The sequence below is a fragment of the Vreelandella neptunia genome (genome assembly GCF_022489065.1).
GTDB lineage: Bacteria > Pseudomonadota > Gammaproteobacteria > Pseudomonadales > Halomonadaceae > Vreelandella > Vreelandella neptunia_A.
Genome location: NZ_JAKVTW010000007.1, coordinates 53,706 through 67,676, shown reverse-complemented (window position 1 = coordinate 67,676; position 13,971 = coordinate 53,706). Strand labels below are relative to the sequence as shown.

The 13,971-nt window shown below is 54.4% G+C and carries 14 protein-coding genes and 1 pseudogene; 2 read left to right on the top strand and 13 right to left on the bottom strand.

Going from position 1 to position 13,971, the window contains the following annotated elements:
• Nucleotides 1-118 precede the first annotated feature (118 nt).
• On the bottom strand, nt 119-895 hold the full coding sequence (locus MLE19_RS11355; protein WP_240718296.1) for a ferredoxin--NADP reductase: 777 nt from the start codon (nt 893-895) through the stop codon (nt 119-121).
• 180 nt (nt 896-1,075) lie between these two features.
• Here MLE19_RS11355 and MLE19_RS11350 point away from each other — a divergent pair, with 180 nt between their 5' ends.
• Nucleotides 1,076-2,002, top strand: coding sequence for a LysR family transcriptional regulator (locus MLE19_RS11350; protein ID WP_240718295.1), 927 nt, complete (start codon nt 1,076-1,078; stop codon nt 2,000-2,002).
• A 33-nt stretch (nt 2,003-2,035) separates the two neighbouring features.
• On the opposite strand, the gene MLE19_RS11345 is transcribed toward MLE19_RS11350, so the two are convergent.
• The 5 genes and pseudogenes from MLE19_RS11345 to phnD all read right to left on the bottom strand — a co-directional run bounded on the left by MLE19_RS11345 (nt 2,036) and on the right by phnD (nt 6,022).
• On the bottom strand, nt 2,036-2,464 hold the full coding sequence (locus MLE19_RS11345; protein WP_240718294.1) for a host attachment protein: 429 nt from the start codon (nt 2,462-2,464) through the stop codon (nt 2,036-2,038).
• Between the two features lie 92 nt (nt 2,465-2,556).
• Complete coding sequence (gene phnE, locus MLE19_RS11340; protein ID WP_240718293.1) at nt 2,557-3,366, bottom strand: phosphonate ABC transporter, permease protein PhnE; 810 nt, start codon at nt 3,364-3,366, stop codon at nt 2,557-2,559.
• Complete coding sequence (gene phnE / locus MLE19_RS11335) at nt 3,360-4,172, bottom strand: phosphonate ABC transporter, permease protein PhnE (RefSeq protein WP_240718292.1); 813 nt, start codon at nt 4,170-4,172, stop codon at nt 3,360-3,362. Before phnE (MLE19_RS11335) ends, phnE (MLE19_RS11340) begins: the two co-directional genes overlap by 7 nt.
• A complete protein-coding gene (phnC, locus tag MLE19_RS11330) occupies nt 4,159-4,956 on the bottom strand; it encodes a phosphonate ABC transporter ATP-binding protein (protein ID WP_240718291.1) in 798 nt (265 codons plus the stop codon). The genes phnE (MLE19_RS11335) and phnC overlap by 14 nt, the downstream gene beginning before the upstream one ends.
• Nucleotides 4,957-5,030: 74 nt before the next feature.
• A pseudogene (gene phnD, locus MLE19_RS11325) lies at nt 5,031-6,022 on the bottom strand (phosphate/phosphite/phosphonate ABC transporter substrate-binding protein).
• Nucleotides 6,023-6,196: 174 nt separating this feature from the next.
• Here phnD and MLE19_RS11315 point away from each other — a divergent pair.
• Complete coding sequence (locus tag MLE19_RS11315) at nt 6,197-6,790, top strand: histidine phosphatase family protein (protein ID WP_240718289.1); 594 nt, start codon at nt 6,197-6,199, stop codon at nt 6,788-6,790.
• Here MLE19_RS11315 and MLE19_RS11310 read toward each other — a convergent pair.
• The 7 genes from MLE19_RS11310 to hemE all read right to left on the bottom strand — a co-directional run bounded on the left by MLE19_RS11310 (nt 6,787) and on the right by hemE (nt 13,782).
• Nucleotides 6,787-7,185, bottom strand: a complete 399-nt coding sequence (locus MLE19_RS11310; protein ID WP_240718288.1) for a RidA family protein — start codon at nt 7,183-7,185, stop codon at nt 6,787-6,789. The genes MLE19_RS11315 and MLE19_RS11310 overlap by 4 nt on opposite strands.
• 124 nt (nt 7,186-7,309) lie before the next feature.
• A complete protein-coding gene (locus MLE19_RS11305) occupies nt 7,310-8,074 on the bottom strand; it encodes an amino acid ABC transporter ATP-binding protein (protein WP_276322424.1) in 765 nt (254 codons plus the stop codon).
• A gap of 53 nt (nt 8,075-8,127) precedes the next feature.
• Entirely contained in the window at nt 8,128-9,228 is a 1,101-nt protein-coding gene (locus MLE19_RS11300; protein WP_240718287.1) for an amino acid ABC transporter permease, read from the bottom strand.
• Nucleotides 9,229-9,243: 15 nt separating this feature from the next.
• Complete coding sequence (locus tag MLE19_RS11295; protein WP_240718286.1) at nt 9,244-10,434, bottom strand: amino acid ABC transporter permease; 1,191 nt, start codon at nt 10,432-10,434, stop codon at nt 9,244-9,246.
• Nucleotides 10,435-10,533: 99 nt separating this feature from the next.
• Nucleotides 10,534-11,559: an amino acid ABC transporter substrate-binding protein gene (locus MLE19_RS11290; protein ID WP_240718285.1), complete on the bottom strand. Its 1,026-nt coding sequence runs from the start codon at nt 11,557-11,559 to the stop codon at nt 10,534-10,536.
• 244 nt (nt 11,560-11,803) lie between these two features.
• A complete protein-coding gene (speE, locus tag MLE19_RS11285; protein ID WP_240718284.1) occupies nt 11,804-12,670 on the bottom strand; it encodes a polyamine aminopropyltransferase in 867 nt (288 codons plus the stop codon).
• On the bottom strand, nt 12,667-13,782 hold the full coding sequence (gene hemE, locus MLE19_RS11280) for a uroporphyrinogen decarboxylase (RefSeq protein WP_240718283.1): 1,116 nt from the start codon (nt 13,780-13,782) through the stop codon (nt 12,667-12,669). The genes speE and hemE overlap by 4 nt, the downstream gene beginning before the upstream one ends.
• Nucleotides 13,783-13,971 lie beyond the last annotated feature (189 nt).

The window sequence follows — 13,971 nt, the reverse complement described above, 5'->3', positions numbered from 1 at the left end:
AAGCCCCTGTGGAGAATCTCCAGCAGGGGCTTTGTATTAGTGATGCGATCATTCTAGCGGCTAAACTTTTTTCTATTTACCACTCACTAATTACGATTCACTACTTACCATTGACGCCTTACTTCTCGACAAACGCACGTTCAATGACGTAATCACCGGGCTCGCCCATGCGGGGTGAGATATTAAGGCCCAATTCGTCAAGCAGCGCGCTGGTATCGTCCAACATGGCAGGGCTACCGCAGATCATGGCACGATCCTGGCGTGGGTCGATAGGCGGCAAACCGGTATCTTCAAACAGCTTACCCGTCCGGATATGGTCGGTTAGGCGACCCATGGTGTGGAACTCTTGACGGGTAACGGTGGGGTAGTACACCAGTTTGGCGGCAATATCGTCACCCAAGTACTCATGGGCGGGCAGCTCTTTGGTGATGAAATCGGCGTACGCCAGTTCAGAGACTTCGCGCACACCATGAACCAGCACGATTTTCTCGTAGCGCTCGTAAACATCGGGGTCTTGAATCAAGCTCATAAATGGCGCTAAGCCAGTGCCCGTAGAGAGCATGTAAAGGTTGCGGCCAGGCAGCAGGTCGTCGGTGACCAGCGTGCCGGTTGGCTTGCGGCTGACCATGATCTGGTCACCCACTTTCAAGTGCTGAAGGCGCGAGGTAAGTGGGCCGTCAGGCACCTTGATGCTGAAAAACTCAAGATGGTCTTCGTAGTTAGGGCTGGCAATGGAGTAAGCGCGCATCAGCGGTTTGCCATTCACTTCCAAACCAATCATGACGAACTGACCGGTTTTGAAGCGCAGGCTGCGCTCGCGGGTGGTGCGAAAGCTGAACAGGGTATCGTTCCAGTGGTGAACGCTAAGCACTTCTTCTAAAGCAAACTTACTCATGCCAGTTTCTCCATTAGCCGATGCTGGCGCTTGATCGCATCGGTCATATTCTTAAAAAGAATAAAAATGATTAAATATGTTGCCAGCAAGTCTAAGCAAAGGGTGGTATATCTGTTAAGCGAATTATATTGATAACGGTTATCTGAAAAATAGATATAGATCAAATACAGGCCAGATTATATGCACTACACCTTGCGGCAGTTGGAAGTCTTTGTGGCGGTCGCTCAGCACGAGAGCGTATCCCATGCGGCGCGGGCGCTCTCCATGTCTCAGTCAGCGACTAGTACCGCGCTTGCCGAGCTTGAACGGCAGTTCGACTGCCAGCTATTGGATCGTATCGGCAAGCGCTTAAAGCTCAACGCACTGGGGTTTCAGCTGTTGCCCAAAGCCGTCGCACTGCTTGACCGAGGAGAAGAGATCGAAGAGCTCCTACGCGGCCAGCAGGGGGTGGGAACGCTGGATGTAGGTGCAACGCTAACCATCGGAAACTACCTGGCCACGCTGCTCATCAGCGACTTTATGCAGCGCTACCCAGGCAGCCGCGTGCGCCTAGCAGTGCGTAATACGCGCCATATTATCGAAGGCGTTCGCCAGCACTCGCTGGATTTAGGACTGATTGAGGGGCAGTGCGACGATGAGATGATCATCAGTCAGCCCTGGGTGGAAGATGAGCTGTGTGTGTTTTGCTCGCCGCGCCACCCGCTGGCAGGTCGCGAGCACCTTGAGCTTGAGCAGTTGCTGCGTGAAGACTGGATCATGCGCGAAGAGGGTTCTGGCACGCGTATGACCCTAGAGCACGCCGCACGCCACCGCCGCAGTCGGTTTAACACTCTGCTGGAGCTGGAACATACCGAAGGTATTAAGCGCGCCGTAGAGTCAGGCTTGGGGATTGGCTGTGTTTCGCGCCTGGCGCTGCGCGATGCCTTCCGGCGCGGCAGCTTGGTGCCGCTGCCCACGCCGGAGTTGGATCTGAAGCGTCAGTTCACGTTTATCTGGCACCGGCACAAATACCTCACCACCGGCGTGCGCGAGTTCCTGCGCCTGTGCCGTGAAATGACCGCCGGGGCTAAACGCAGCGACGATATTGCACTGCCGCCGATTCCTTAATGAACGGGGTAAGCAAAGTTGCTACCAACACGTTTAACGTAAGTCGCTCACAGCAGTCTGAATATCTGCCAGCGAGGCTTTACTTAGGTCTTTCGAGAGTGAGTGAATCACCAGCTTCTGTGTTGGGCCATCGAGTTTGTCGCGTAGTAGGCCCAAAAATTTGGGTGGTGCCACCATAATGAGCTTTTCCATACTGTTGCCGACTCGCGCGTTATAAAGGCGCTGTGCGACCTCTTTCGCAAACAGCTCGTTCTCATGCTTGGTCGCTGTTCCCTCTTCGCCCGCCGAGCGAGAGGTAGAGGACATCGACTCATGCACATCGCCCCGACCGTCGGTGACCAGGTCACCCTCGTGTAGACGTCCTTCAGCGTGAACCATGCTCTCCTTTTCCGCCAACGTTAAGGCATCTCGGGTAAAAATACGTGCGCGAGCGGCATCGGCTACCACGATATAGGTTGTCATCGCTGTGCATACTCCATGTCGTTGATGGTCTTCTAACCATGGCAAGCGTTTGGCATTAGGTCAAACGCTTGCCTTGGCTTAAGCAACTTGGGTTACAGCACCTTGCTACGCAGCAAGCTGGTGACCGCTTCACCAATCAGCACCAGCACAATAATGGCAATCATGATGGTGGCCACGGTTGGCCAGGCAAAGGTGTCAATCGCACCTTGCAGGATGACCCCAATGCCACCAGCGCCCACCAGCCCCAGCACGGTCGATTCGCGGATATTGATATCCCAGCGGAGGATCACGATGGCAAAAAAGGCCGGCATCACTTGAGGCACGATCGCATAGGCGATCACTTTGGCTTTGGAGGCGCCGGTAGCTTCCATGGCCTCTACGGGGCGCCGGTCAATCTCCTCAATAGCTTCACCCATCAGTTTGCCGATAAAGCCAATGGAGCGAAATACGATGGCGAGTATGCCCGCCAACACCCCTGGCCCAAAAATCGCCACGAACAGCAGTGCCCAAATAATCGTATTCACCGAGCGGCTAGAGACCAGAATGAAACGGCCCAGCCATAAGCAGGCGCGGTTAGGCGTGGTGTTCTGGGCCGCAATATAGGCCACCGGTAGTGCCAGGAAGATGGTTAAGAAAGTGGCTAGTGTAGCGATATGCACGGTCTCGATTAGCGCCGCGATAATGCCGTTGAGCCCTTCCGCACTGGGCGGCCACATGCGTGCCCCAAGCCCGGAGATCTGGTTGGGAGCATCCCATACCCAGGGCCAGAAAATATCAATATCGCGTACCGCCCAAACCACTACCATCAAGGTCGCTAGCAGAACGGCGTAACGAATAAGACGCTGTTTGCGGTCGTAGCGTTGCCAAATACGATCGGCAAGCTGCTGTGCGTGATCTACCATATTTTTTTCCTTACCCAGCCGCTGACACCTTCACTGAGCAAAATGACCGCGATGATAATGAGCAGAATCGCAAAGGCGAAGTCGTAATCGTAGCGTCCAAAGGCGTTCATTAGCGTGCCGCCAATACCGCCCGCACCGACAATTCCAACTACTGCAGAAGCGCGCAGGTTGCTGTCCAGTTGGTACATGGAAAGCCCCACTTGGCGTGGCAGTATCTGGGGGAAAACGGCATAAAATAGAATCGCCACATATCCCGCGCCAGCGGCTTTCATGGCCTCTACTTGGCCCCAATCAATCTCTTCTATCTCTTCGGCCAGCAGTTTGCCTACAAAGCCAATCGAGTAGAGGGTTAGGGTCAAAATGCCCGCCAGCGGGCCGAACCCCACCGCGGCAACAAACAGAATCGCCACGATCACCGGGTGAAAGCTGCGCGATACAATAATCACCGCTCGTCCGATGATATAAATCGGCATCGGAGCAATATTGCGAGCTGCCATGACGGCAAAAGGAATCGAAAGAAAGACCCCTAGCAGAGTGGCCAAGATGGCGATTTGAAAGCTCTCTTTAAAGCCTGTTAGGAGCAGCTCGTAGCGCTCTAAGTTGGGCGGGAAGCCGCCGCTAAAAATACGCGCTGCGCGGGGCAAGCCTTCAGAGATACGCGCCCAGTTGAACGGCAGCGAGCCGAATGCCCAGACTAAATAGACGGCCGCGACGATGATTAGCCCATAGCGCAGCAGCGGGTTAGCGATGAACGGCGGTTTTCTCCAGGTGCGGGGCGCTGTTGAAGGAGCGTCAGACGAAGTCATGGGAGCGCTCCTCCACAGGCGGTTCGGTAATCGCATCGTCCGGCGCTTCAATGCCGCCGTAGATGGCGTCTAACGCGTCTTTGTTGAAATCAGCAGGCAACCCATCAAAGATCATCTTGCCGTGGCGTAGGCCCACAATGCGCTCGGTGTAGGTTTTGGCCTGGGCAACGTTGTGGATATTAATCAGCACCGGCAGCGACAGCTCGCTGGCTAGGCTTTGCAGCAGAATCATAATCTGCTCAGAAGTACGCGGATCAAGCGAGGCGGTGGGCTCATCGGCAAGCAGCACCTCAGGCTCTTGCATTAAGGCGCGGACAACGCCTACGCGCTGACGCTCGCCACCGGAAAGTTCATCAGCACGCTTGTTGGCGTAATGAGCGATTCCCACCCGCTCCATCAACACAAACGCACGCTCAATGTCGTCCTGGGGGTAGCGGCGGGAGATGGCTTGGTAGAGATTGACGTAACCCAGCCGTCCGGCCAGAACGTTCTCCATCACGGTTAAGCGATCCAGCAGATTAAAGCCCTGGAATACCATGCCGATCTTGCGCCGCGCGCGACGCAATTCAGCACCCTTCAGGTTCACCAACTCATTGCCGTTGAGTTTGATAGAGCCCGAGGTCGGCTCGACCAAGCGATTAATACATCTCAGCATGGTGCTTTTGCCCGCACCCGAGGCGCCTACGATAGAAACAACGCTGTTTCCCTCTACCTTGAGGTCAAGCCCTTTCAGCACGGCTTCATCGTGGCCATAGCGTTTGACCAGATTGGTAATTTCCAGCATGTGCTCGCTTCCATCGTCGAGAAAATAACCGCACCGCCAGCGGCGGTGCTGCACTTATTACTTGAAATCAGGTTTTACTCTTCCAAGTTTTCGGGCGTGTAGCTCACGTTATTGGCCGCTTGGATGGTACGAATCACCTGCCAGTTGTCCTTATAAGTGATGGGGATGAATTTCTCGACACCTTCAAACTCTTCGCCTAGCTCGGTGCCCACAAAATCAAAGGTGAAAAAGGCTTCTTCGATTTTTTCGACCAGATCTGGGTGTAAGTTGTGCGCGTAGTTGTACGAGGTGGTGGGGAAGCGGTCAGATTCGTAGATCAGGCGCACGTCCTCTTCATCGTAAAGCCCACGTGCCGCCATCCGCTCGACGACTTCAGAGGCCACAGGGGCCGCATCGTAATCTTGGGCTACAACGCCGAGCATGGATTGGTCGTGGCTGCCCGAATAGACCACTTCGTAATCCTCATCGGGCGTAATGCCGAGCTCAGGTAGCAGTGCGCGGGGCGCTAAGTTACCCGAGTTAGAGGTGGGGGAGGTGTGGGCGACACGCTTGCCTTTGAGATCCTCAACTTCATGAATATCAGAGTCAACGTGGGTAAACAGCTGCAGGGTGTAACCAAATTGGCCATCATCCGAGCCCATTAACGCAAACGGCACGGCACCGGCCAAATTCACCGCAAACGGCGTTGGTCCTGTAGAGAATCCGGCAATATGTAAGCGCCCGCTGCGCATGGCTTCAACTTGAGCAGCATTGGACTGCACCGCGAAGAAGCGCACATCCCGTTCGGTGACCTCAGCCAAGTGATCAATGAACGGCTGCCAGATGTCCGAATAAATAGCCGGGTCTTCTACGGGGGTGTAAGCAAAAATCAGCGTATCCGGATTAGCCCACTCTGATCATCGGCAGGGCGGTCGGCGACCATATCGCCATTTTCATCGCAATAAATAGTATCTAAATCTCCGCGCTCACACTCAGCGAAAGCGGGCGTTGTGAACAGGGCAAGCGGTAAGAGTGATGCTGCGGTAAGCATCGCAAGCGGGCGCTTGCGAAAGAGCGAATGTGCCATGGTAAGCCTCGTTTTGTGCGTTATTGTTGTGTTCTTGCTATGGATAGAGCTGTGTTCTCTTCACTGCGCTTTGCCACTATCGAAAACGTAAAATGTTTCGTAAGTGGACATTCCGCGTGAAGAATGGTTATTTTCGAAAGCAGACACCTTCAATCTAGGGTTTGTGACAAACTTATGTCAAATACTTTACAGCCTCTCTCCGACCATTGGCGCAATCGCTATTTATTAATGCGCCACGGTCATAGCCAGGCCAATCAGCAGGGCGTGATCGTAAGCTCGCCAGAGCGGGGAATAGAAAACTTCGGCCTTTCCGAATATGGCGAGCAACAGCTTGCTCAGTTAGTGGCCGATTGGCAGTGGCCTGTGCCGACCCGCGTGGTGCATTCTGACTTCTTACGGACCACCCAAACCGCCGCCCGTGTAGCTGCAAAGTTTGGGTTAGTGCCCAGCGTGGATACGCGCTTGCGAGAGCGCAATTTTGGCGAACTGGAGGGGCGTGGAGACGAGCATTATCCCAGTATTTGGGCACTAGATGCTCAAAGTGCCGATCATCAGCACCATGGGGTGGAGGCGGTGAGCGCGGTGGCCCAACGAATGCAGGCCGTAATAGCTGATTGGGAACAACAGGAAAGCGGCGCAACCATCCTGATCGTCAGTCATGGTGACCCGCTGCAGATTCTGCTCACGATGCTGGCTAACAAACCGCTTACCCAGCATCGTGAGCAGCAGGCTTTACTTCCCGCTAGCATTACGCAAATAGGCGGTTAAGCGCTGCCTTCTGCGGGCGGAATCCAGGCAATCATATCGACTTCCACATCAGCGCCGCCTGCCAAACCGGTCACACCAATGCAGGTGCGGGTGGGCAGTGGCTGAGGAAAGTAGCTTGCGTAGACCTTATTGACCTCGTCAAAGTGACCCATATTGGTAATAAACACACGGGACTGCACCACATACTCAAAGGCGCTGCCGACTTCTTCCAGCACAATCGCCAGGTTCTGCATCACCCGATGAGTCTGTTCGGTGAAGGTACCCAATAACATTTCGTTGGTTTCCGGCACCGTCGGCATTTGCCCAGTGATAAATACCAGATCGCCTACGCGGCAGGCGTGGGAAAATGGCGCGATAGGCTGTGGCGCGCGATCGATAAACAGCTTTTCAATCATGCTTTTATCCTTAGTTAACTGCTGTTTTTGCTGGCTTGTTTTACGTCTGTTAACCATCATGGGCCTCAAATGAGGCCCATGATGACGTACTTATCAACAGCTGCTTTGTCGTTTGGGCTGTGGATTAATGGCCCAGAATCTGGCTTAGGAACAGCTGGGTGCGTTCAGACTGCGGGTTGTTGAAGAACGGCTCCGGTGCGTTCTCTTCAATGATCTGCCCTTGGTCCATAAAGATTACCCGGTCAGCCACTTTTTTGGCGAAGCCCATTTCGTGGGTGACGCAGATCATCGTCATGCCCTCTTCCGCCAGCTCCACCATAACGTCCAGCACTTCCTTGATCATCTCAGGGTCGAGGGCGGAGGTGGGCTCATCAAACAGCATGACATCGGGGTGCATGCAGAGTGAGCGGGCAATCGCCACGCGCTGCTGCTGGCCGCCCGAAAGCTGCCCTGGATACTTCGTCGCCTGCTCGGCAATGCGCACCCGTTCTAGATACTCCATAGCCAGCGCTTCGGCCTCTTTGCGCGGCTTTTTCTGCACCCACATCGGCGCGATGCAGCAGTTTTCCAGTACCGACAAATGCGGGAATAGATTGAAGTGCTGAAACACCATGCCGACGCTGCGGCGAATCTGCTCAATACGCTTTACATCTTGGGTGAGGGGTATACCGCCCACCACAATTTCACCCTTTTGGTGCTCTTCAAGGTGGTTGATGCAGCGAATCAGCGTTGACTTACCGGAGCCTGACGGGCCGCACACCACAATGCGCTCGCCACGCTTTACTTCAAGGTAGATATCACGCAGTACGTGAAAATCGCCGTACCACTTGTTGACGTTGCGCATCTCAACCATCAGTTCAGACGCGTTGTTAGTGGCTGCTTGTGTCATGTTGAAATCCTACTCAAAATCGAAAGAAAGCGGCATTAAGCGTTTGGATAAGCCTACTGCTTATGACCAGTATTTAGCTTGCGTTCCAGGTACTGGCTGTAGCGCGACATGCTGAAGCAGAAGATCCAGAACACGAACGCGGCGAATACATACCCCTCGATTGAGAAGCCCAGCCAGCGGGAGTCGGAAAGCGCCGCTTGCACAATGCCCAACAGGTCAAACAGCCCGATGATCATCACCAGGGTGGTGTCTTTAAACAGCGAGATAAACGTATTGACGATACCTGGGATCATCATTTTCAACGCCTGAGGCATCACGATGAGCCCCATGCGTTTCCAGTACGTCATCCCCAGCGCCGCAGCAGCCTCATCCTGCCCTTTGGGGATAGCCTGCAAGCCACCGCGAATTACCTCCGCCATATAGGCACTTTGGAACAGCGTAAGGCCGATCAGCGCGCGTACCAGACGATCCACGCTGAGTTCTGAAGGTAGAAACAGCGGCAGCATCACCGATGCCATAAACAGAATGGTGATCAGTGGAACGCCGCGCCAGAACTCGATAAAAATCACACAGAAGGTTTTAACGATGGGCATGTTCGAGCGTCGCCCGAGCGCCAGCACAATACCAATCGGCAGTGCCCCTACCATGCCGACCGTGGCCAGCAGCAGGGTTAGCATCAAGCCACCCCAGCGGTGGGTAGAAACACGCGGCAGATCAAAGTAGCCGCCGTGTAGCAACACATAAGAGATCACCGGGAAGATCAGCAGCGCAAACAGCGCCATCCAACGCTTAAACGGCAGGCGAGGGATCACCATCCAGGCAATAATGCCCGCGAACATGGCAAACACGATGTTAGCGCGCCAATACTCTTCGCTGGGGTAGAGGCCATACATAAACTGGGAAAAACGCGCGTTAACGAATACCCAGCAGGCCCCTACGCGTGAGCAGTCTTCACGGCTATCGCCTATCCAGTCGGCATCAATGAACGCCCATTGAACCGTTGGCACCACCAGTAGATACAGCACGTACAAGCCCAACAGCGTAAAAATGCTATTAATCGGGCCGTTGAACAGATTGCCACGTAGCCAAGCAATCGGACCAATCGTGCCTTTCGGAGCCGGCTGCTGAGGTATGGTTTCTTTATTGTGAATCATGGGGTCGCCTCCGGCCTAGCGTTCGACCAGCGCAACGCGAGCGTTGAACCAGTTCATGAACATGGACACCAGCAAGCTGATGATTAGATAAACCGCCATGGTCATGGCAATGACTTCGATTGCTTGACCGGTCTGATTGAGCGTGGTGCCGGCAAAAACCGACACCAAGTCGGGGTAGCCGATGGCGGTGGCCAGGGACGAGTTTTTAATCAGGTTAAGGTATTGACTGGTGAGTGGCGGAATAATGACGCGCATGGCTTGTGGAATCACCACTAGGCGAAGCACAAGCTTGCGAGGAAGGCTAAGCGCTTGAGCAGCTTCCGTTTGACCATGGGGAATGGCCTGAATGCCTGAGCGGACAATTTCGGCAATAAATGACGCTGTGTAAATGGACAACGCCAGCCACAGGGCCAAAAACTCGGGAATGATGGTAATACCGCCGCCGAAGTTAAAGCCGCGCAGTACCGGCATCTCCCAGGTAATCGGTACGCCGGTGGCCACCAGTACCAGCAATGGCAGACCAAAAATAATCACCAGCGACATCCAGAAAACCGGTAAGCGCTTGCCGGTGGCTTCATGGCGGCGCTTATTCCAGACAATCAGCGCAATGCTGGCAATGATCGCCACTACAAAAGTAACAGGAATCAATCCAAAGCCTGACTCAAACAGCGGCTGAGGTAAGTACAGCCCACGCACATTGAGGAAAATGGCTTCGCCAAACGCCATGCTCTCTCGTGCGCTGGGTAACGTCCGCAGTACCGCGAAATACCAGAAGAAAATCTGCAGCAACAGCGGGATATTACGAAAGGTTTCGATATAGGCGTTGGCTAATTTAGCAATCAGCCAATTGGGCGATAGCCGCGCGATACCGACGATAAAACCAATAATTGAGGCGGCAATTACCCCCAAGCCCCCGACCAGCAGCGTATTGAGCAAACCGATCACGAAGGTGCGGCCGTAGGTGCTCTGGGAGGAGTACTCAATTAATGTTTGACCAATACCAAAGCCGGCTGTGTTGCCCAGGAAGCCGAAGCCTGTGGTGATGCCGCGGGCACTCAGGTTGGCTTGGGTATTGCCGATAATATAGATCAGGAAAGCCGCTACAACGGCGACCAAAATGAGCTGAAAAATAAGTGCGCGCTTAGCGCGATCTCGCCAAAACGGCGGCTTGTGGCCGGCGGGGCGAACGTTGGGTCTTACAGACATGGATGGCGTCTCCGCTACACGGAAGGTCAATCAAATGGCCCGCCTATGCCCTTAAAACAGATAGCTAAAAGGGTGGCGGGCCGGGGTCAAGCGAGACGCTTAGCGAATCGGGGGAGCGTACTGGAAGCCACCGTCGTTCCACAGGGCGTTAACACCGCGCTCAATCTCAAGCGGTGAATCCATACCTACGTTACGTTCGAAGCTTTCAGCATAGTTACCGACTTGGCTAATAATGTTGTAAGCCCAGTCAGCTTCAAGGTTCATGCCTTCACCGTAGTTGCCGTCTTGGCCTAGCAGACGAGCAACATCAGGGTTTTCGGAGTTCAGCATCTCTTCAGCATTTTCGCTGGTTACGCCGTACTCTTCGGCGTTAATCATGGCGAACAGCGACCATTTCACGATGTTGAACCAAAGATCGTCGCCCTGGCGAACAACAGGACCCAGCGGCTCCTTGGAGATAACGTCGGAGAGGATCATTGAAGCTTCAGGATCGTCTAGCTGAATACGCAGTGCGGCCAGCTGAGAGGTATCAGATGTTAGAACGTCACAGCGGCCAGCTTGGTAGCCACCTACGGTTTGCTCAGAGGTATCAAATACGATGGGGTTGAATTCCATGTCGTTAGCACGGAAGTAATCAGCCAAGTTCAGCTCGGTAGTAGTACCTGACTGGATACAGATAGAAGCGCCGTCGAGCTCATCGGCACCGGTAATGCCCAGGTCACGGGAAACCATGAAGCCCTGACCATCGTAAAAGTTAACGCCTGTGAAGTTCAGACCCAACGTGGTGTCACGAGTAGTGGTCCAGGTGGTGTTACGAGAAAGAACATCAACTTCGCCAGACTGCAGGGCGGTGAAGCGCTCAACGGCGTTTAGGGAAATGTAGTTAACGGCTTCTGCATCGCCAAGAACCGCTGCTGCGACTGCACGGCAAACGTCAACGTCCAGACCTTGCCAATTACCATCGTCATCCGGTGCTGAGAAGCCCGGTAAACCATCACTCACACCACACTGAACGGCGCCACGCTCAATGGTATCTTCCAAGGTATCGGCTTGAGCGGTCGCCATTCCTGCTAGGCTAATTGAGCCAGCAGACGCCAGTAGCGCTAGGTGTTTTTTGGTCAACATGTAGTTCCCCTCGAATTGATTGAAATCCGTCATTAAAATAGTTGTGCATGCCGAAGCATGTAACTAAACCTAGCAAGGAAGATGCCAACAAGGGTACAGGCCCACATTCAGCGCTTTTCAACGCTACTCAACGAATTCGAGACGAACGTCTAGGTGCAAAAAATGATACCTCCCGCCTCGCGTTGCACCGATATGGGGCAAAGTGAGGTGAGAGGTGACAAGAAAGGAGCGCTAAGGTCGCGCTTTATTCGGCCGCGAAGGCCTTGCGCATAAACGGCGGGAGGACTAGCGCACCGCGATGGGCATCAACGCTATAGTACTCAAGTGGCAGCGTGTGGCTTGTCGCAGCCTGTTCGCGAAACGCATTAACGTCAGTGGCTTTACCCGCCAAGGTCACGCTCCACCAGCCTGAGGGGTAAACCGGCTGCGGGAAAGGTAGCGTTGCAACGCTGTCAAAACCCGCTTCAAGCATATCGTTGCGCAGCTCACGAATGATCGTACCGCTATGGTAAAGCGGTGACTCGCTCTGCTGCACCATCACGCCGCCGCTTTTCAAAATACGGTGGCAGCGCTTGAGAAAGTCGGTTTTAAACAACCCCTCAGCGGGGCCAACCGGGTCGGTAGAGTCGATAATCAATACATCGATGCTCTCATCCGGTGCATCGTCCACCCATTTCACGCCATCGGCGAACAGTAATTCAGCGCGCGGGTCATTGTTTGACTCAACCAGCGAGGGAAAGAAACGCTCTGAGGCCTTGGTAACTTCTTCGTCGATATCAATTTGGGTGACTTTTTCGACGCCTGAGTGGCGCAGTACCTCTTTTAACGTGCCGCAGTCACCGCCACCGATGATCACTACCCGCTTGGGGTCTTGATGGGTAAACAGCGCCGGATGGGCAATCATTTCGTGATACAGAAAGTTATCGCGATCGGTCAGCATCACGCAGCCGTCCAGCACCATCAGGTTGCCATAGGTCTCGGTGGCGTAGACCTCCAGATGCTGGTACTGGCTCTGAACATCCAGCAGCTTTTCAGAGATCTTCAGCGAGAAGGCGCTGCCGTGGCTATCAAAGACTTCGGTAAACCACTGGTCGTCGCGTAATTCGCTCATGAATTGGCTCCTGAGTGCGCTGTGTTGGGTTGCGTCGGAATATCCTGATGATACTGCGGGCTTAGCTCGTGCAGCGCCTCCATAAAGGCGGTGACGTGGTCTGGATTGGTAAACTGGCTGATACCGTGGCCCAGATTAAACACGTGACCAGGGCCATGGCCGTAGCTTTCCAGCACGCGGGCTACTTCAGCGCGGATAGCCGAGGGGCGGGCAAACAGTACGTTGGGATCAAGGTTGCCCTGCAACGCGACCTTGTGGCCAACCCGGGCGCGGGCGTCGGAAAGCTCAGTAGACCAGTCGATACCCAGCGCATCGGCACCGGCGCAGGCGATATGCTCAAGCCACTGGCCGCCATTCTTGGTGAACAAAATCACCGGCACGTGGCGTCCATCGTGCTCACGGATCAAGCCAGAGACGATCTGCTCCATATAGCGCAGCGAGAACTCAAGGTAAGCAGGGGTCGAGAGCGCGCCGCCCCAGGTATCAAAAATCTGTACCGCCTGGGCGCCAGCACGAATCTGGGCATTTAGGTAGTCAGTTACCGCATGCGCCAGCGTATCCAGCAGCTGGTGCATGGTATCCGGCGTATCGTAGAGCATGGTTTTTAGGTGGCGGAAGTCTTTGCTGGAGCTACCTTCGACCATATACGTCGCTAGCGTCCAGGGGCTGCCAGAGAAGCCGATCAGTGGCATACGGCCGTTCAGCTCGCGGCGAATTGTCGACACTGCACGCATCACGTAATCCAGATCGCGCTCGGCATCGGGCACGCTCAGTGCGGCAACCTCTTCCTGGGTACGCACGGTTTTGCGAAATTTAGGGCCTTCGCCGGTTTCAAAATAGAGCCCCAGACCCATGGCATCGGGAATGGTTAAAATATCTGAGAACAGAATCGCGGCATCCAGCGGGTAGCGCTCTAATGGCTGCATAGTGACTTCGCAGGCCAGGTCGTGGTTGCGGCACAGATCCATAAAACTGCCTGCATCGGCGCGGCTGGCGCGGTATTCAGGCAGGTAACGACCCGCTTGGCGCATCATCCACACCGGGGTGCGGTCGACGGGCTGCTGCGCCAGGGCGCGAAGAAAACGGTCATTTTGCAAAGGTGTAGGAGTCATAGACACTTGCTCTTAAGAAGTTTGCCCGCATTGTCCTTGAGACACGTACTGGGTATAGGCATTTGCGATCGTATGGGGCAATTGTACTTGAAGATAAGCGCTATGGCGGGGTGCTCGGTGGCAAAAATCGTCGCACCCGAACAATTTTTCTCATCAAATTAACCAACTTTAGCCACTTTGCCACCGTGA